The organism is Pseudomonas sp. NGC7, assembly GCF_047159675.1.
Taxonomy (GTDB): domain Bacteria; phylum Pseudomonadota; class Gammaproteobacteria; order Pseudomonadales; family Pseudomonadaceae; genus Aquipseudomonas; species Aquipseudomonas kermanshahensis.
In genome coordinates this window covers 225422-246816 of the sequence record NZ_BAAFZY010000001.1, presented here as the reverse complement: position 1 = coordinate 246816, position 21395 = coordinate 225422, and the positions used below count along the sequence as shown (strand labels likewise).

Below are 21395 nucleotides of genomic sequence, written 5' to 3'. Positions count from 1 at the left end.
CGACCGCCCGGGTGGGCTGGGCATCAGCTGTCTTTGTTATCGATACGGATGGTCGGGTCGCCACCGCTGATCAACGAGTTGATCGAGGTATTGGACCAGTTGACCCCTTCCAGCTTGATCGTCACATCGGCGTTGGCCAGGCCACCGGTGGCGTTGAGCTTGCCCTCGCTGCTGACCTGCAGCGTCGAGGTGCCGTCCACCGTGGTGATCTTCAGGTAGTTGTCGATGGTGCTGCCCTTCTCGAACTGAAGCAGATCCTTCAGATCGATGCGGTCACCCTCGGCCACCTTGAAGTCCTTGATCACGTCGTTGCCGACATCGCCCGACTTCCACACGAAGGTGTCCGCACCGCTACCGCCGATCAGGATGTCATCGCCTTGGCCACCGATCAGGATGTCCTTGCCGGTACCGCCTAACAGGATGTCGTTACCTTTGCCACCATCGAGCGTGTCATCGCCACCTTGGCCGAAGAGGATGTCGTTGCCATTGCCGCCCGACAGGAAATCCTTGCCGTCGTTGGCACCGGAGATATCGAACTCGGTGTAGTGCTCGGTGATGTACTGGTGGACATTGTTGGTGGTGATGGCACTGGCCTCGACACCGCTCTTCTGCGCAACGTACGCCTGCAGGGCTTGGTAGCCCTCGCTGACGACACCGTTGAGGGTGATCAGGTCACCGAAGATGATGTCGTTGCCGTTGCCGCCATCGACCTTGTCGGCGCCTGGCAGGGTCGCCTCGGAATGCCCCAGGATCGCGCTGGCCAGGTTGGATGGGTCGATATTGGCCTGCGGCTTGCCGGCGCTGTCGTATGGCTTCAGGTCAGTCAGGCTGACATCGCTGTTCAAACCAATTGCCTGCACCTTGCTTACACCGTTAGTCCCACCCAAGAGGGCGAAGCTGGCAGACGTGTTGTTCGCCGAATCCCAGTAGTTATAAGAATCGGCATAACCGGTACCGCCCAGGCCGGAGAACTCGTAGGTGCCATCCCCTTGAGCATGAATCGTCCCGATCGTGCGGGTGGAATCAAGCACCAGGTTGCCCCAACGGTTTTCTGTGTAGGTCAGCACTTTGAGGCTGCCTTCGCTATTGATTTCAACTTTGTGCGTTGCGTCGGCCCAGACACTGAAGGTGTCACCCACCTTGTAGTTGTTGACGTTGACTACGTCATCCAGGTACTTGCCGCCGCTCCACAGGCGGTAGTTGGTCGTTTCATTGGTCTGGTAATAAGTCGGCTTACCGTCGGTGATGAAGTAGGTCAGGTTCTCTGCACCGCTGTTACCGGTAGCCATGGTGCTCTTGAAGAAGTTGGCCGTGGTTTTGAACACATCCTCATAGTTGGTACCACCGCCGTAGCTTGAACCACCCACCATCGAGTCCAACACCGCCTGAAGCTTGGCCAGTGCGTCGGTATCGGCAAGGTTGACCGCCACGTTCTTGTTTACCTGGGTATCGAAGTCGGCGATGAAGATATTCACCGTCCCCGAGGTATCAGCGCCCAGGCTGGCTTTCAGCGTCTGGAACACCGATGCCAACTGCGCCTTGGCCGCGGCGACGGACTGGTTGCTCATACTGCCCGAGCTGTCGACCATGAAGGCGATGTTGTAGTTCTTGCCCGCAACCACGTTCAGGCCAGCCACGTCGGCGACGATGATGTCGTTGCCTTCGCTGCCATTGATGGTGTCATCGCCCGAGGTACCCACCGTCGCCTTGTAGGTGGCGCCGTAGACAGTGACCGGGATCTTGCCGGTGATGCTGTCTGAACCACCGAGGCTTTCGGTGGCCGTGGAGGTGACGGTGATGTCGAACGTGCCTTTGTAGTACGCCGGCGGGGTCAGGGTCAGGCCGCTGAGTTTCCAGCCTGTCACGTCCACCGGCGTACCGCCGACAGTCACGGTGTGGCCCGCGCCATCGCTCAGCACAGTCCCTTTCGGAATGCCGCTGAGGGTCACGCTCAAGGTCTCGGAACCATCGGTGTCGGTCAGGCCGGTGCTGATGCTGACCAGCTTGACCGAGCCACCTTCCGGCCCTTCGTTGAGCTTGTAGCCGTCGTAGTAGCTCTGGCCATTGACGGTGTGCAGATCGGACACGCCCAGGCCAGCGTTGGCCATCTCGGTCACGTTCTGGTACATCGGGATGTTACTGCTGCTCAGGTCGGTGACGGCACCGGAGCCCGCCTGAATGTTCAGGTCATAGCTACCAGGGCCTGATTGGTTGGCGTGGTAAACCTCGATCGGGTAGTAGCCGCTGGACGTTGGGGTGAAGGTGCCAGAAATCTGGCCACCCGCGCCCCAAGTCGCAGTTACCACGGTCTTGCCACCAATGGTGACCACCAGGCTGTCATCGGCGATGCCGCTGAAGGTGTAGGTCTTGCCGGCTTCCAGGAAGAGCAGGCCCGACGTTTTCGAACCGGTGCCAGCGGTGACGCTGCCATCGGACTGCACGTTGGTGGTGGTCGCACTGGAGGTAGCACTGCCGGAGTTGGCGAAGACCGTTTTCAGCGCGTCGCCAGTGATGCCGTTGCCGTCGGTACCCAGCCCTTTGAGGGTGGTCCAGACTTCCTTGGTCAGGCCTTTGGACACGACATCGGTACTGCCAATCGTCAGGGTCGGTTTGTCGGCCACCGGGCTGATGTCGACCTTCATGGTCACTTCGCTGCCCAGGTTGGTGCCGTCGTTCGGCTTGTACTTGAACTGCGCGTAGTCAGCCTGTTTGTTGCCGACGCCCGAGCCGCCATAGCCGTCGGTGCCCGACTCGTTCGCCTTCGGCACGAACTTCAGGTAGTTGCTGGTGATGTCGGCCTGGCTGACGACCTGGCCCGCTTTCACATCGACCCATGCGGTGCCGTTGTAGAACTTCAGGCTACCGTCGACCGGCAGCGAGGTAATGGTCACGAACAGGCCGGTGTTGCCATCGGCATCGGTGACCTTGAAGTCGTTCCAGGTGAACAGGTAGTCGGTGTCTTCCACGCCATTGACCGCGCCGCCAGTCGAAACCGGCAGGTGGTCGTTGTCGAGGATGTTGGTGGTGACACTCGCCTTGGTGCTATCGACCTGCAGGTTTTCGAAGTTGCCACCGGTGGCAGCGCCGATGGTCACGGTGAAGTTCTCGGTACCTTCAACCAGCTTGTCGTCGATGGTCTTGATATCGAACGTGACGCTGCTGCTGTTGGCCGGGATCTTCACGGTGGTGACCGCGGTGTAGTCCTGGCCATTAGCGGTGCCGCTGTAGGTCAGGGTAACGGTGACTTCCGCCTTAGCCGGGTTGCTCAGGGTGAGGGTGTATTTGCCGGTTTCACCTTCGGTCAACGAGGTGGTGCCGGTGATACCGATGGTGGTCACATCGCCCTGGTTGCCAGTGCCTGGGGTGCCGACACCTGGCTCGTCGTTGACCACGGTGGTGGCCGTGGTTTTGTCCAGCGTCAGCTGCTCGAACTTGCTGGCACCCGCGCCGCCTACCGACTGCAGCGCCAGGCCGACAGAGGTCTGGCCGATATACACATCATCCGGCGCAGCCACGTTGACGAAGCCTGTTGCACTGTTGGCCGGCACGTTGATGACGGTTTTGCCGTCGCTCAAGGTGAAGGTGAGGGCGCCGTGGTTGTTGATCGGCAGGCCATCTTTGCTGGTCAGAGTAACGGTGTAGGTGATCACACCGCCTTCGGTTACCGAAGGCGTGGCGGTCAGCTTGGCGATGACTTCGTTCGAGGTGTCCTTGATGTCCACCGAGGCCGAAGGCTTGCTGACCACCAGGTTCTCGAACTGGCGACCATCCGGCACGCTGGTGCCGGTGATGCTGACGGTCAGCGAGCCGGCGTCGACGTACACGTCTTCGCCTTGGGCGTCGTGGGTAAAGATGGCCGAGGTTTCGCCCTTCTTGATCACGACCGACTTGCCTTCGGTCAGCTGCACGGTGAGGTCCTGGTCCAGGGCCTCTTTGATGCTGATGGTGAAGGTCGGTTTCTCGTTCTCGAAGACCGAAGTCTGATTGGCAACGATGCTCAGTTCGACTTTGTCGCCCTGGTTGTTGCTGCCTGGAGTGCCTACGCCGGGTTCGTCGTTGACCGTGGTGGTGGCCGGGGCCTTGTCCAGGGTCAGGTTTTCGAACTTGCTGGCGCCCGCGCCGCCTACCGATTGCAGGGTCTGGCTGACCGAGCTCTGGCCGATGTAGACGTTATCCGGTGCAGCGACGGTGGCCGTACCGACGGTGCCGTTGGCCGGCACGGTGATGACGGTTTTGCCGTCGCTCAGCGTGAAGGTCAGGGCGCCGTGGTTGTTGACTGGCAGGCCATCTTTGCTGGTCAGGGTCACGGTGTAGACGATCGAACCGCCTTCGGTGACCGACTCGGTTGCAGTGAGCTTGGCGATGACTTCGTTCGAGGTGTCCTTGATGTCCACCGAGGCCGAAGGCTTGCTGACCACCAGGTTCTCGAACTGGCGGCCGTCCGGCACGCTGGTGCCGGTGATGCTGACAGTCAGCGAGCCGGCGTCGACGTACACGTCTTCGCCTTGGGCGTCGTGGGTGAAGATGGCCGAGGTTTCGCCCTTCTTGATCACCACCGACTTGCCTTCGGTCAACTGTACAGTGAGGTCCTGGTCCAGGGCCTCTTTGATGCTGATGGTGAAGGTCGGTTTCTCGTTCTCGAAGACCGAAGTCTGGTTGGCAACGATGCTCAGTTCGACTTTGTCGCCCTGGTTATTGCTGCCTGGGGTGCCTACGCCTGGTTCGTCGTTGACCGTGGTGGTGGCCGGGGCCTTGTCCAGGGTCAGGTTTTCGAACTTGCTGGCGCCCGCGCCGCCTACCGATTGCAGGGTCTGGCTGACCGAGCTCTGGCCGATGTAGACGTTATCCGGTGCAGCGACGGTGGCCGTACCGACGGTGCCGTTGGCCGGCACGGTGATGACGGTTTTGCCGTCGCTCAGCGTGAAGGTCAGGGCGCCGTGGTTGTTGACTGGCAGGCCATCCTTGCTGGTCAGGGTCACGGTGTAGACGATCGAACCGCCTTCGGTGACCGACTCGGTTGCAGTGAGCTTGGCGATAACTTCGTTCGAGGTGTCCTTGATGTCCACCGAAGCCGAAGGCTTGCTGACCACCAGGTTTTCGAACTGGCGACCGTCCGGCACGCTGGTGCCGGTGATGCTGACGGTCAGCGAGCCGGCGTCGACGTACACGTCTTCGCCTTGGGCGTCGTGAGTGAAGATGGCCGAGGTTTCGCCCTTCTTGATCACCACCGACTTGCCTTCGGTCAGCTGCACGGTGAGGTCCTGGTCCAGGGCCTCTTTGATGCTGATGGTGAAGGTCGGTTTCTCGTTCTCGAAGACCGAGGTCTGGTTGGCAACGATGCTCAGTTCGACTTTGTCGCCCTGGTTGTTGCTGCCTGGGGTGCCTACGCCGGGTTCGTCGGTCACAGCGGTGCTGACCGGGGTCTTGTCCAGAACCAGGTTCTCGAACTTGCCGACATCAGCGCCATCGACCGAAGCGATCGACTTGATCACTGGATCGTTGGTACCGGTGTAGACGTTGTCCGGGGCAGTCACGGTGGTGAAACCAGTGGTGCTGTTGGCCGGCACGGTAATGACGGTGGTGCCGTCGCTCAGGGTGAAGGTCAGCGCCGAGTGCTTATCGATCGGCAGACCGTCTTTGTTGGTCAGGGTGATGGTGTAGGTGATTGCACCACCTTCGGTAACCGAAGGGGTGGCAGTCAGCTTAGCCACGACATCGTCGGTGGTGTCGGTGACTTTGACCGACGCCGCGTCGCCCAGCTGCAGGTTCTCGAAGGCACGGCCATCGATGTCTGCTGCCGACTTCACGCCCAACTCGATTTCACCGGCGTCTTTGTAGACGTCCTCGCCTTGCGCTTCGTGGGTGTACGGCGCGCTGGTTTCACCGGCTTTGATGGTGACGGTGGCGTTGTTGCTCAAGGTCACGACCAGGTCGTGAGCCAGGGCGGTGTTGATGTGGACGGTGAAGGTCGGTTTGACGTTTTCAGCCACCGAAACCTGATCGGCCGTGATGGTGACCTTGACCAGATCGCCTTCGTTGCCAGCGCCTGGAGTACCTGAGCCCGGCTCGTCGGTCACAGCAGTGCTGACCGGAGTCTTGTCCAGAACCAGGTTCTCGAACTTGCCAACATCGGCGCCATCGACGGTGGCGATCGACTTGATCACCGCGTCGTTGGTACCGACATAAACGTTATCCGGGGCAACCACGGTGGTGAAACCAGTGGTGCTGTTGGCCGGCACGGTAATGACGGTGGTGCCGTCGCTCAGGGTGAAGGTCAGCGCCGAGTGCTTATCAATCGGCAGACCGTCCTTGTTGGTCAGGGTGATGGTGTAGGTGATTGCACCACCTTCGGTGACCGAAGGGGTGGCAGTCAGCTTGGCCACCACGTCGTCAGTGGTGTCGGTGACTTTGACCGACGCCGCGTCGCCCAGCTGCAGATTCTCGAAGGCACGGCCATCGATGTCTGCTGCCGACTTCACGCCCAACTCGATTTCGCCGGCGTCTTTGTAGACGTCGTCGCCCTGCGCTTCGTGGGTGTACGGCGCGCTGGTTTCGCCAGCCTTGATGGTAACGGTAGCGTTGTTGCTCAAGGTCACGACCAGGTCGTGAGCCAGCGCGGTGTTGATGTGAACGGTGAAGGTCGGCTTCACGTTCTCGGCAACCGAAACCTGATCGGCGGTGATGGTGACCTTGACCAGATCGCCTTCGTTGCCAGCGCCTGGAGTACCCGAGCCTGGCTCGTCGGTGACAGCGGTGCTGACTGGGGTCTTGTCCAGAACCAGGTTTTCGAACTTGCCAACATCAGCGCCGTCGACGGTGGCGATCGATTTGATCACCGCGTCGTTGGTACCAACGTAAACGTTGTCCGGGGCAGCCACGGTGGTGAAACCGGTGGTGCTGTTGGCCGGAACCGTGATGACGGTGGTGCCGTCGCTTAGGGTGAAGGTCAGTGCCGAGTGTTTATCGATCGGCACAGCGGTGCTGACCGGCGTCTTGTCCAGAACCAGGTTTTCGAACTTGCCAACATCCGCGCCGTCGACGGTGGCGATCGATTTGATCACCGCGTCGTTGGTACCGGTGTAGACGTTGTCCGGTGCGATAACCGTGGTGAAACCGGTGGTGCTGTTGGCCGGAACCGTGATGACGGTGGTGCCGTCGCTTAGGGTGAAGGTCAGTGCCGAGTGTTTATCGATCGGCATGTCTGCTGCCGACTTCACGCCCAACTCGATTTCGCCGGCGTCTTTGTAGACGTCGTCGCCCTGCGCTTCGTGGGTGTACGGCGCGCTGGTTTCGCCAGCCTTGATGGTAACGGTAGCGTTGTTGCTCAAGGTCACGACCAGGTCGTGAGCCAGCGCGGTGTTGATGTGAACGGTGAAGGTCGGCTTCACGTTCTCGGTTCGTCGTTGACCGTGGTGGTGGCCGGGGCCTTGTCCAGGGTCAGGTTTTCGAACTTGCTGGCGCCCGCGCCGCCTACCGATTGCAGGGTCTGGCTGACCGAGCTCTGGCCGATGTAGACGTTATCCGGTGCAGCGACGGTGGCCGTACCGACGGTGCCGTTGGCCGGCACGGTGATGACGGTTTTGCCGTCGCTCAGCGTGAAGGTCAGGGCGCCGTGGTTGTTGACTGGCAGGCCATCCAGCGGTGCTGACCGGCGTCTTGTCCAGAACCAGGTTTTCGAACTTGCCAACATCCGCGCCGTCGACGGTGGCGATCGATTTGATCACCGCGTCATTGGTACCGACGTAGACGTTGTCCGGGGCAGTCACCGTGGTGAAACCGGTGGTGCTGTTGGCCGGAACCGTGATGACGGTGGTGCCGTCGCTCAGCGTGAAGGTCAGCGCCGAGTGCTTGTCGATCGGCAAGCCATCTTTGTTGGTCAGGGTGATGGTGTAGGTGATCGCACCACCTTCGGTAACCGAAGGCGTAGCAGTCAGCTTGGCCACGACATCGTCAGTGGTGTCGGTGACTTTGACCGACGCCGCGTCGCCCAGCTGCAGGTTCTCGAAGGCACGGCCGTCGATGTCTGCTGCCGACTTCACGCCCAACTCGATTTCGCCAGCGTCTTTGTAGACGTCGTCGCCCTGCGCTTCGTGGGTGTAAGGCGCGCTGGTTTCGCCAGCCTTGATGGTGACGGTGGCGTTGTTGCTCAACGTCACGACCAGGTCGTGAGCCAGCGCGGTGTTGATGTGGACGGTGAAGGTCGGTTTGACGTTTTCAGCCACCGAAACCTGATCAGCGGTGATGGTGACTTTGACCAGATCACCTTCGTTGCCCGGCGTGCCTGGCTCGTCGGTCACAGCAGTGCTGACCGGCGTTTTGTCCAGAACCAGGTTCTCGAACTTGCCGACATCCGCGCCATCCACCGAAGCGATCGATTTGATCACTGGGTCGTTGGTACCGACGTAGACGTTGTCCGGAGCAGTCACGGTGGTGAAACCGGTAGTGCTATTGGCCGGGACCGTGATGACGGTGGTGCCATCACTCAGGGTGAAGGTCAACGCCGAGTGTTTGTCGATCGGCAGACCATCTTTGTTGGTCAGGGTGATGGTGTAGGTGATCGCGCCACCTTCGGTAACCGAAGGCGTAGCAGTCAGCTTGGCCACGACATCGTCGGTGGTGTCAGTGACTTTGACCGACGCCGCGTCGCCCAGCTGCAGATTCTCGAAGGCACGGCCATCGATGTCTGCTGCCGACTTCACGCCCAACTCGATTTCACCGGCGTCTTTGTAAACGTCGTCGCCCTGCGCTTCGTGGGTGTACGGCGCGCTGGTTTCACCGGCTTTGATGGTAACGGTAGCGTTGTTGCTCAGCGTCACGACCAGATCGTGAGCCAGGGCGGTGTTGATGTGGACGGTGAAGGTCGGTTTGACGTTCTCGGCAACCGAGACTTGGTCAGCCGTAATGGTGACTTTGACCAAGTCGCCTTCGTTGCCAGCACCTGGAGTACCCGAGCCCGGCTCGTCAGTGACAGCAGTACTGACCGGCGTCTTGTCCAGGACCAGGTTTTCGAACTTGCCAACATCCGCGCCGTCGACGGTGGCGATCGATTTGATCACCGCGTCGTTGGTACCGACGTAGACGTTATCCGGAGCAGTCACGGTGGTGAAACCGCTGGTGCTGTTGGCCGGCACGGTGATGACGGTAGTGCCGTCGGTCAGCGTGAAGGTCAGCGCCGAATGCTTGTCGATCGGCAGACCGTCTTTGTTGGTCAGGGTGATGGTGTAAGTGATCGCACCACCTTCGGTAACCGAAGGCGTAGCAGTCAGCTTGGCCACGACATCGTCGGTGGTGTCGGTGACTTTGACCGACGCTGCGTCACCCAACTGCAGGTTTTCGAAGGCACGACCATCGATGTCTGCTGCCGACTTCACGCCCAACTCGATTTCGCCGGCGTCTTTGTAGACGTCGTCGCCCTGCGCTTCGTGGGTGTACGGCGCGCTGGTTTCGCCAGCCTTGATGGTAACGGTAGCGTTGTTGCTCAAGGTCACGACCAGGTCGTGAGCCAGCGCGGTGTTGATGTGAACGGTGAAGGTCGGCTTCACGTTCTCTGCAACCGAAACCTGGTCAGCGGTGATGGTGACCCTGACCAGATCGCCTTCGTTGCCAGCGCCTGGAGTACCCGAGCCTGGCTCGTCGGTGACAGCGGTGCTGACCGGAGTCTTGTCCAGAACCAGGTTCTCGAACTTACCAACATCAGCACCGTCGACGGTGGCGATCGATTTGATCACCGCGTCGTTGGTACCAACGTAAACGTTGTCCGGGGCAGCCACGGTGGTGAAACCAGTGGTGCTGTTGGCCGGAACAGTGATGACAGTGGTGCCGTCGCTCAGGGTGAAGGTCAGTGCCGAGTGCTTGTCGATCGGCAGACCGTCTTTGTTGGTCAGGGTGATGGTGTAGGTGATCGCACCACCTTCGGTGACCGAAGGCGTAGCGGTCAGCTTGGCCACCACGTCATCCGTGGTGTCAGTCACTTTGACCGAAGCGGCGTCGCCCAGCTGCAGGTTTTCGAAGGCACGGCCGTCGATGTCTGCTGCCGACTTCACGCCCAACTCGATTTCGCCGGCGTCTTTGTAGACGTCGTCGCCCTGCGCTTCGTGGGTGTACGGCGCGCTGGTTTCACCGGCTTTGATGGTAACGGTAGCGTTGTTGCTCAGCGTCACGACCAGATCGTGAGCCAGGGCGGTGTTGATGTGGACGGTGAAGGTCGGTTTGACGTTCTCGGCAACCGAGACTTGGTCAGCCGTAATGGTGACTTTGACCAAGTCGCCTTCGTTGCCAGCACCTGGAGTACCCGAGCCCGGCTCGTCGGTCACCGTGGTGCTGACTGGGGTCTTGTCCAGAACCAGGTTCTCGAACTTCCAGGCGTCTGCGCCGCTGACATTGGCGATCGATTTGATCACCGCGTCGTTGGTACCGACGTAGACGTTGTCCGGCGCGGTCACCGTGGTGAAACCGGTGGTGCTATTGGCCGGCACGGTGATGACCGTTTTGCCGTCACTCAGGGTGAAGTACAACGGCGCATGGTTATCGATCGGCAGACCATCTTTGTTGGTCAAGGTGATGGTGTAAGTGATTTCACCACCTTCGGAGACCGAAGGTGTCGCGGTCAGCTTGGCCACGACGTCGTCGGTGGTGTCAGTGACCTTGACCGACGCGGCATCACCCAGCTGCAGGTTCTCGAAGGCACGACCGTCAACATCGACGGCGGATTTGATGCCCAGTGCGATTTCACCGGCGTCTTTGTAGACGTCATCGCCTTGTGCGTCGTGGGTATACGGCTCGCTCGAAGTCTTGCCGGCCTCGATCACCACAACCGCGTTATTGCTCAGGGTCACGACCAGGTCGTGGGCCAGCGCGGTGTTGATGTGGACAGTGAAGGTCGGTTTGACGTTCTCGGCGACCGAGATTTGGTCGGCGGTGATGGTGACTTTGACCACGTCGCCTTCGTTGCCGGTGCCTGGAGTACCCGAGCCCGGCTCGTCGGTTACGGTGGTGCTGACTGGGGTCTTGTCCAGAACCAGGTTCTCGAACTTCCAGGCGTCTGCGCCGCTGACATTGGCGATCGACTTGACCACCGCGTCATTGGTACCGACGTAGACGTTGTCCGGCGCGGTCACCGTGGTGAAACCGGTGGTGCTATTGGCCGGCACGGTGATGACCGTTTTGCCGTCACTCAGGGTGAAGTACAACGGCGCGTGATTGTCGATCGGCAGGCCGTCTTTGTTGGTCAGGGTGACGGTATAGGTGATCTCGCCGCCTTCAGTGACCGAAGGGGTGGCGGTCAGCTTGGCGATGACATCGTCAGTGGTATCGGTCACTTTGACCGAGGCCGCATCGCCCAGCTGCAGGTTCTCGAAGGCACGGCCATCGATGTCTGCTGCCGACTTCACGCCCAACTCGATTTCGCCAGCGTCTTTGTAGACGTCGTCACCCTGTGCTTCGTGGGTGTACGGTGCGCTGGTTTCACCGGCCTTGATAGTGACGGTGGCGTTGTTGCTCAGGGTCACGACCAGGTCGTGAGCCAGGGCGGTGTTGATGTGGACGGTGAAGGTCGGTTTGACGTTCTCGGCCACCGAAACCTGATCAGCGCTGATGGTGACTTTGACCAAGTCGCCTTCGTTGCCAGCGCCTGGAGTACCCGAGCCTGGCTCGTCGGTGACAGCGGTGCTGACCGGGGTCTTGTCCAGTACCAGGTTCTCGAACTTGCCGACATCAGCGCCATCGACCGAAGCGATCGATTTGATCACCGCATCGTTGGTACCAACGTAAACGTTATCCGGGGCAGCCACGGTGGTGAAACCGCTGGTGCTGTTGGCCGGCACGGTGATGACGGTAGTGCCGTCGCTCAGGGTGAAGGTCAGCGCCGAGTGTTTATCGATCGGCAGACCGTCTTTGTTGGTCAGGGTGATGGTGTAGGTGATTGCACCACCTTCGGTGACCGAAGGCGTAGCGGTCAGCTTGGCCACCACGTCATCCGTGGTATCGGTGACTTTGACCGACGCTGCGTCACCCAGCTGCAGGTTCTCGAAGGTACGACCATCGATGTCTGCTGCCGACTTCACGCCCAACTCGATTTCGCCGGCGTCTTTGTAGACGTCGTCGCCCTGCGCTTCGTGGGTGTACGGCGCGCTGGTTTCGCCAGCCTTGATGGTAACGGTAGCGTTGTTGCTCAAGGTCACGACCAGGTCGTGAGCCAGCGCGGTGTTGATGTGAACGGTGAAGGTCGGCTTCACGTTCTCTGCAACCGAAACCTGGTCAGCGGTGATGGTGACCTTGACCAGATCGCCTTCGTTGCCAGCGCCTGGAGTACCCGAGCCTGGCTCGTCGGTGACAGCGGTGCTGACCGGGGTCTTGTCCAGAACCAGGTTCTCGAACTTACCAACATCCGCGCCATCAACCGAGGCGATCGATTTGATCACCGCATCGTTGGTACCAACGTAAACGTTATCCGGGGCAGCCACGGTGGTGAAACCGCTGGTGCTGTTGGCCGGCACGGTGATGACGGTGGTGCCGTCGCTCAGCGTGAAGGTCAGCGCCGAATGCTTGTCGATCGGCAGACCGTCTTTGTTGGTCAGGGTGATGGTGTAGGTGATTGCACCACCTTCGGTAACCGAAGGGGTGGCAGTCAGTTTGGCCACCACGTCGTCGGTGGTGTCAGTCACTTTGACCGACGCCGCGTCACCCAGCTGCAGGTTTTCGAAGGCACGGCCATCGATGTCTGCTGCCGACTTGATACCCAGGCTGATTTCGCCAGCGTCTTTGTAAACGTCGTCGCCCTGTGCTTCGTGGGTGTACGGCGCGCTGGTTTCACCGGCTTTGATGGTCACGGTGGCGTTGTTGCTCAGCGTCACGACCAGGTCGTGAGCCAGCGCGGTGTTGATATGAACGGTGAAGGTCGGCTTCACGTTCTCAGCAACCGAAACCTGATCGGCGGTGATGGTGACTTTGACCAAGTCGCCTTCGTTGCCGGTCCCCGGAGTGCCCGAACCTGGCTCATCGGTGACAGCGGTGCTGACTGGAGTTTTGTCCAGAACCAGGTTCTCGAACTTGCCGACATCCGCGCCATCAACCGAAGCGATCGATTTGATCACTGGGTCGTTGGTACCGGTGTAGACGTTGTCCGGGGCAGTCACGGTGGTGAAACCGCTGGTGCTGTTGGCCGGAACCGTGATGACGGTGGTGCCGTCGCTCAAGGTGAAGGTCAGCGCCGAGTGCTTATCAATCGGCAGACCGTCTTTGTTGGTCAGGGTGATGGTGTAAGTGATTGCACCGCCTTCGGTGACCGAAGGGGTGGCAGTCAGCTTGGCCACCACGTCATCCGTGGTGTCGGTGACTTTGACCGAAGCGGCGTCGCCCAGCTGCAGGTTCTCGAAGGCTCGACCGTCAACATCGACCGCGGACTTGATACCCAGGGAGATTTCGCCAGCGTCTTTGTAGACGTCATCGCCCTGCGCTTCGTGAGTGTACGGCGCGCTGGTTTCGCCAGCCTTGATGGTAACGGTGGCGTTGTTGCTCAGGGTCACGACCAGGTCGTGGGCCAGGGCGGTGTTGATGTGAACAGTGAACGTCGGTTTGACGTTCTCGGCGACCGAAACCTGGTCAGCGGTGATGGTGACCTTGACCAGATCACCTTCGTTGCCCGGCGTACCTGGTTCGTCGGTGACAGCAGTGCTGACCGGAGTCTTGTCCAGAACAAGGTTCTCGAACTTGCCGACATCCGCGCCATCGACGGTGGCGATCGACTTGATCACCGCGTCGTTGGTACCGACATAAACGTTATCCGGGGCAACCACGGTGGTGAAACCAGTGGTGCTGTTGGCCGGCACGGTGATGACGGTGGTGCCGTCGCTCAGGGTGAAGGTCAGCGCCGAGTGTTTATCGATCGGCAGACCGTCTTTGTTGGTCAGGGTGATGGTGTAGGTGATCGCACCACCTTCGGTGACCGAAGGCGTAGCGGTCAGCTTGGCCACCACGTCGTCGGTGGTGTCAGTCACTTTGACCGAGGCCGCATCGCCCAGCTGCAGGTTTTCGAAGGCACGACCATCGATGTCTGCTGCCGACTTCACGCCCAACTCGATTTCACCGGCGTCTTTGTAAACGTCGTCGCCCTGCGCTTCGTGGGTGTAAGGCGCGCTGGTTTCGCCAGCCTTGATAGTCACAACCGCGTTGTTGCTCAGGGTCACGACCAGATCGTGAGCCAGCGCGGTGTTGATGTGAACGGTGAAGGTCGGCTTCACGTTCTCGGCGACCGATACCTGGTCAGCCGTGATCGTCACCTTGACCAAGTCGCCCTCGTTGCCGGCACCCGGAGTACCCGAGCCAGGCTCGTCAGTAACAGCGGTGCTGACCGGCGTCTTGTCCAGAACCAGGTTTTCGAACTTGCCAACATCCGCGCCGTCGACGGTGGCGATCGATTTGATCACCGCGTCGTTGGTACCGACGTAAACGTTATCCGGGGCAGCCACGGTGGTGAAACCGCTGGTGCTGTTGGCCGGCACGGTGATGACGGTAGTGCCGTCGCTCAGGGTGAAGGTCAGCGCCGAGTGTTTATCGATTGGCAAGCCATCTTTGTTGGTCAGGGTGATGGTGTAGGTGATTGCACCACCTTCGGTCACCGAAGGCGTCGCAGTCAGCTTGGCCACCACGTCATCCGTGGTATCGGTGACTTTGACCGACGCTGCGTCACCCAGCTGCAGGTTCTCGAAGGTACGACCATCGATGTCTGCTGCCGACTTCACGCCCAACTCGATTTCACCGGCGTCTTTGTAGACGTCGTCGCCTTGCGCTTCGTGGGTGTACGGCGCGCTGGTTTCACCGGCTTTGATGGTGACGGTGGCGTTGTTGCTCAAGGTCACGACCAGGTCGTGAGCCAGGGCAGTGTTGATGTGAACGGTGAACGTTGGTTTGACGTTCTCGGCAACCGAAACCTGATCAGCTGTGATGGTGACCTTGACCAGATCGCCTTCGTTGCCAGCACCTGGAGTACCTGAGCCCGGCTCGTCGGTCACAGCAGTGCTGACCGGCGTTTTGTCCAGAACCAGGTTCTCGAACTTGCCGACATCCGCGCCATCGACGGTGGCGATCGACTTGATCACCGCGTCGTTGGTACCGACATAAACGTTATCCGGGGCAACCACGGTGGTGAAACCAGTGGTGCTGTTGGCCGGCACGGTGATGACGGTGGTGCCGTCGCTCAGGGTGAAGGTCAGCGCCGAGTGTTTATCGATCGGCAGACCGTCTTTGTTGGTCAGGGTGATGGTGTAGGTGATTGCACCACCTTCGGTCACCGAAGGCGTCGCAGTCAGCTTGGCCACCACGTCATCCGTGGTATCGGTGACTTTGACCGACGCCGCGTCGCCCAGCTGCAGGTTTTCGAAGGCACGGCCATCGATGTCCGCTGCCGACTTCACGCCCAACTCGATTTCACCGGCGTCTTTGTAGACGTCGTCGCCCTGCGCTTCGTGGGTGTACGGCGCGCTGGTTTCGCCAGCCTTGATAGTAACGGTGGCGTTGTTGCTCAGGGTCACGACCAGGTCGTGAGCCAGCGCGGTGTTGATGTGAACGGTGAAGGTCGGCTTCACGTTTTCAGCGACCGAAACCTGATCGGCGGTGATGGTGACTTTGACCAAGTCGCCTTCGTTGCCAGCGCCTGGAGTACCCGAGCCTGGTTCGTCAGTGACAGCAGTGCTGACCGGCGTTTTATCCAGAACCAGGTTCTCGAACTTACCGACATCCGCGCCATCAACCGAAGCGATCGATTTGATCACTGGGTCGTTGGTACCGGTGTAGACGTTGTCCGGTGCGATAACCGTGGTGAAACCGGTGGTGCTGTTGGCCGGAACCGTGATGACGGTGGTGCCGTCGCTCAGCGTGAAGGTCAGTGCCGAGTGCTTGTCGATCGGCAGACCGTCTTTGTTGGTCAGGGTGATGGTGTAGGTGATCGCACCGCCTTCGGTAACCGAAGGGGTGGCAGTCAGCTTGGCCACGACATCGTCGGTGGTGTCAGTGACTTTGACCGACGCCGCGTCGCCCAGCTGCAGATTCTCGAAGGCACGGCCATCGATGTCTGCTGCCGACTTCACGCCCAACTCGATTTCGCCAGCGTCTTTGTAGACGTCGTCGCCCTGCGCTTCGTGAGTGTACGGCGCGCTGGTTTCGCCGGCCTTGATGGTGACGGTGGCATTGTTGCTCAGGGTCACGACCAGGTCGTGAGCCAGGGCAGTGTTGATGTGAACGGTGAAGGTCGGTTTGACGTTCTCGGCCACCGAAACCTGATCAGCGGTGATGGTGACTTTGACCAAGTCGCCTTCGTTGCCCGGAGTGCCTGGCTCGTCGGTCACAGCAGTGCTGACTGGCGTCTTGTCCAGAACCAAGTTCTCGAACTTGCCAACATCAGCGCCATCCACCGAAGCGATCGATTTGATCACTGGGTCGTTGGTACCGACGTAGACGTTGTCCGGGGCAGTCACCGTGGTGAAACCAGTGGTGCTGTTGGCCGGGACCGTGATGACGGTGGTGCCGTCGCTGAGCGTGAAGGTCAGCGCCGAGTGCTTATCAATCGGCAAGCCATCTTTGTTGGTCAGGGTGATGGTGTAGGTGATCGCACCACCTTCGGTAACCGAAGGAGTGGCAGTCAGCTTGGCCACGACATCGTCGGTGGTGTCGGTGACTTTGACCGAGGCGGCATCGCCCAGCTGCAGGTTTTCGAAGGCACGGCCATCGATGTCTGCTGCCGACTTGATACCCAGGCTGATTTCGCCAGCGTCTTTGTAGACGTCGTCGCCCTGTGCTTCGTGGGTGTACGGCGCGCTGGTTTCACCGGCTTTGATAGTGACGGTGGCGTTGTTGCTCAAGGTCACGACCAGGTCGTGGGCCAGCGCGGTGTTGATGTGAACGGTGAAGGTCGGTTTGACGTTCTCAGCGACCGATACCTGGTCAGCCGTGATGGTGACTTTGACCAGATCACCTTCGTTGCCCGGCGTGCCTGGCTCGTCAGTGACAGTGGTGCTGACCGGGGTCTTGTCCAGAACCAGGTTTTCGAACTTCCAAGCGTCAGCGCCGCTGACCGATTGCAGGCTCTGCTCTACCGGCGGATTAGTGCCGGTGTAGACGTTGTCCGGGGCAGTTACGGTAATCGAACCGGTGGTGCCGTTGGCCGGTACGGTGATGACCGTTTTGCCGTCACTCAGGGTGAAATACAACGGCGCGTGGTTGTCGATCGGCAGACCGTCTTTGTTGGTCAGGGTGACGGTGTAAGTGATCTCGCCGCCTTCGGTGACCGAAGGGGTGGCGGTCAGTTTGGCGATGACGTCGTCAGTGGTGTCGGTGACTTTGACCGATGCCGCGTCGCCCAACTGCAGGTTCTCGAAGGCACGGCCGTCAACATCGACGGCAGACTTGATACCCAGGGAAATTTCGCCGGCGTCTTTGTAAACGTCGTCGCCCTGCGCTTCGTGGGTGTACGGCGCGCTGGTTTCGCCAGCCTTGATGGTGACGGTAGCGTTGTTGCTCAGGGTCACGACCAGGTCGTGAGCCAGCGCAGTGTTGATGTGAACGGTGAAGGTCGGTTTGACGTTTTCCGCCACCGAGACTTGATCAGCGGTGATGGTGACTTTGACCACATCGCCTTCGTTGCCTGGGGTACCCGGCTCGTCAGTCACAGTGGTGCTGACCGGGGTCTTGTCCAGAACCAGGTTTTCGAATTTCCAAGCGTCAGCACCGCTGACCGCCTGCAGGCTCTGCTCTACCGGTGGGTTAGCGCCGGTGTAGACGTTGTCCGGGGCAGTTACGGTGACCGAACCGGTGGTGCCGTTGGCCGGAACGGTGATGACCGTTTTGCCGTCACTCAGGGTGAAGTACAACGGCGCGTGGTTGTCGATCGGCAGACCGTCTTTGTTGGTCAGGGTGACGGTGTAAGTGATCTCGCCGCCTTCGGTGACTGAAGGGGTGGCGGTCAGTTTGGCGATGACGTCGTCAGTGGTATCGGTCACTTTGACCGAAGCGGCGTCGCTCAACTGCAGGTTTTCGAAGGTACGACCATCGATGTCTGCTGCCGACTTGATACCCAGGCTGATTTCACCGGCGTCTTTGTAGACGTCGTCGCCTTGCGCTTCGTGGGTGTATGGCGCGCTGGTTTCGCCAGCTTTGATGGTGACGGTGGCGTTGTTGCTCAAGGTCACGACCAGGTCGTGGGCCAGCGCGGTGTTGATGTGAACGGTGAAGGTCGGCTTCACGTTCTCGGCGACCGAAACCTGATCAGCCGTGATGGTGACCTTGACCACGTCGCCTTCGTTGCCTGGGGTACCCGGCTCGTCAGTGACAGTGGTGCTGACTGGAGTCTTATCCAGAACCAGGTTCTCAAACTTCCAGGCGTCAGCGCCGCTGACCGCCTGCAGGCTCTGCTCGACCGGTGGGTTAGCGCCGATGTAGACGTTGTCCGGGGCAGTTACGGTAATCGAACCGGTGGTGCCGTTGGCCGGTACGGTGATGACCGTTTTGCCGTCACTCAGGGTGAAGTACAACGGCGCGTGGTTGTCGATCGGCAGACCATCTTTGTTGGTCAGGGTGACGGTGTAAGTGATCTCGCCGCCTTCGGTAACCGAAGGGGTGGCGGTCAGCTTGGCGATGACGTCGTCAGTGGTATCAGTCACTTTGACCGACGCTGCGTCGCCCAGCTGCAGGTTCTCGAAGGCACGGCCGTCAACATCGACCGCGGACTTGATGCCCAGGCTGATTTCGCCAGCGTCTTTGTAAACGTCGTCGCCCTGTGCTTCGTGGGTGTACGGCGCGCTGGTTTCGCCAGCTTTGATGGTGACGGTAGCGTTGTTGCTCAAGGTCACGACCAGGTCGTGAGCCAGCGCGGTGTTGATGTGGACGGTGAACGTTGGTTTGACGTTCTCGGCGACGGAAACCTGGTCAGCGGTAATGGTGACTTTGACCACATCGCCTTCGTTGCCTGGAGTACCCGGCTCGTCGGTCACAGTGGTGCTGACCGGGGTCTTGTCCAGAACCAGGTTTTCAAACTTCCAGGCGTCAGCGCCGCTGACCGCCTGCAGGCTCTGCTCTACCGGTGGGTTAGCGCCGGTGTAGACGTTGTCCGGGGCGGTCACAGTAACCGAACCGGTGGTGCCGTTGGCCGGGACGGTGATCACCGTTTTGCCGTCACTCAAGGTGAAGTACAACGGCGCGTGGTTATCGATCGGCAGACCGTCTTTGTTGGTCAGGGTGACGGTGTAAGTGATCTCGCCGCCTTCGGTGACCGAAGGAGTGGCGGTCAGTTTGGCGATGACGTCGTCAGTGGTGTCGGTGACTTTGACCGATGCCGCGTCGCCCAACTGCAGGTTCTCGAAGGCACGGCCGTCAACATCGACGGCAGACTTGATACCCAGGGAAATTTCGCCGGCGTCTTTGTAAACGTCGTCGCCCTGCGCTTCGTGGGTGTACGGCGCGCTGGTTTCACCGGCTTTGATGGTGACGGTGGCGTTGTTGCTCAAGGTCACGACCAGGTCGTGGGCCAGCGCGGTGTTGATGTGAACGGTGAAGGTCGGCTTCACGTTCTCAGCGACCGAAACCTGGTCAGCGGTGATGGTCACCTTGACCACGTCGCCTTCGTTGCCCGGCGTGCCTGGCTCGTCAGTGACAGTGGTGCTGACTGGAGTCTTGTCCAGAACCAGGTTTTCAAACTTCCAGGCGTCAGCGCCGCTGACCGCCTGCAGGCTCTGCTCGACCGGTGGATTAGTGCCGGTGTAGACGTTGTCCGGGGCAGTTACGGTAATCGAACCGGTGGTGCCGTTGGCCGGTACGGTGATGACCGTTTTGCCGTCACTCAGGGTGAAATACAACGGCGCGTGGTTGTCGATCGGCAGACCGTCTTTGTTGGTCAGGGTGACGGTGTAAGTGATCTCGCCGCCTTCGGTGACCGAAGGGGTAGCGGTCAGTTTGGCAATGACGTCGTCAGTGGTGTCAGTGACTTTGACCGAAGCGGCATCGCCCAGCTGCAGGTTTTCGAAGGCACGGCCGTCAACATCGACGGCAGACTTGATACCCAGCTCGATTTCGCCGGCATCTTTGTAGACGTCGTCGCCCTGCGCTTCGTGGGTGTAAGGCGCGCTGGTTTCACCAGCTTTGATGGTGACGGTAGCGTTGTTGCTCAGGGTCACGACCAGATCGTGAGCCAGGGCGGTATTGATGTGGACGGTGAAGGTCGGTTTGACGTTCTCAGCAACCGAAACCTGGTCGGCGGTGATGGTGACCTTGACCACGTCGCCTTCGTTGCCCGGCGTGCCTGGTTCGTCGGTGACAACGGTGCTGACCGGGGTTTTGTCCAGAACCAAGTTTTCGAACTTGCCGACATCCGCGCCATCAACCGAAGCGATCGATTTAATCACTGGGTCGTTGGTACCGGTGTAGACGTTATCAGGAGCAGTCACGGTGGTGAAGCCGGTGGTGCTGTTGGCCGGCACGGTAATGACGGTGGTGCCATCACTCAGCGTGAAGGTCAGCGCCGAGTGCTTATCGATCGGTAAGCCATCTTTGTTGGTCAGGGTGATGGTGTAAGTGATCGCACCGCCTTCGGCAACCGAAGGCGTGGCAGTCAGCTTGGCCACCACGTCATCCGTGGTGTCGGTGACCTTGACCGAAGCCGCATCGCCCAGCTGCAGGTTTTCGAAGGCACGACCATCGACATCGACCGCGGACTTGATACCCAGGGAGATTTCACCGGCATCTTTGTAAACGTCGTCGCCCTGTGCTTCGTGGGTGTACGGCGCGCTGGTTTCGCCAGCCTTGATGGTGACGGTAGCGTTGTTGCTCAGGGTCACGACCAGGTCGTGGGCCAGGGCGGTGTTGATGTGAACGGTGAAGGTCGGCTTCACGTTCTCGGCAACCGAAACCTGGTCAGCCGTGATGGTGACCTTGACCACATCACCTTCGTTGCCTGGAGTACCCGGCTCGTCAGTGACAGTGGTGCTGACTGGAGTCTTGTCCAGAACCAGGTTTTCAAACTTCCAGGCGTCAGCGCCGCTGACCGCCTGCAGGCTCTGCTCGACCGGTGGATTAGCGCCAGTGTAGACGTTGTCCGGGGCAGTTACGGTAACCGAACCAGTGGTGCCGTTGGCCGGTACGGTGATGACCGTTTTGCCGTCACTCAAGGTGAAGTACAACGGCGCGTGGTTGTCGATCGGCAGACCATCTTTGTTGGTCAGGGTGACGGCGTCAGTGACAGTGGTGCTGACTGGAGTCTTGTCCAGAACCAGGTTTTCGAACTTCCAGGCGTCAGCGCCGCTGACCGCCTGCAGGCTCTGCTCGACCGGTGGGTTAGCGCCGGTGTAGACGTTGTCCGGCGCAGTCACGGTAATCGAACCGGTGGTGCCGTTCGCCGGGACGGTGATGACCGT

Annotated in this window: 3 protein-coding genes; all 3 read right to left on the bottom strand. The window is 60.1% G+C overall.

What is annotated here, in order from left to right; translation table 11 throughout:
- Nucleotides 1-23 precede the first annotated feature (23 nt).
- From ACMCNM_RS01090 to ACMCNM_RS01080, 3 genes are read right to left on the bottom strand one after another with little or no spacing between them, the layout of a single operon-like run.
- A complete protein-coding gene (locus ACMCNM_RS01090) occupies nucleotides 24-7388 on the bottom strand; it encodes an immunoglobulin-like domain-containing protein (RefSeq protein WP_412763808.1) in 7365 nt (2454 codons plus the stop codon).
- On the bottom strand, nucleotides 7385-7567 hold the full coding sequence (locus tag ACMCNM_RS01085) for an immunoglobulin-like domain-containing protein (RefSeq protein WP_412763807.1): 183 nt from the start codon (nucleotides 7565-7567) through the stop codon (nucleotides 7385-7387). Before ACMCNM_RS01085 ends, ACMCNM_RS01090 begins: the two co-directional genes overlap by 4 nt.
- On the bottom strand, nucleotides 7518-21389 hold the full coding sequence (locus tag ACMCNM_RS01080) for an immunoglobulin-like domain-containing protein (RefSeq protein ID WP_412765896.1): 13872 nt from the start codon (nucleotides 21387-21389) through the stop codon (nucleotides 7518-7520). Before ACMCNM_RS01080 ends, ACMCNM_RS01085 begins: the two co-directional genes overlap by 50 nt.
- Nucleotides 21390-21395: the final 6 nt, after the last annotated feature.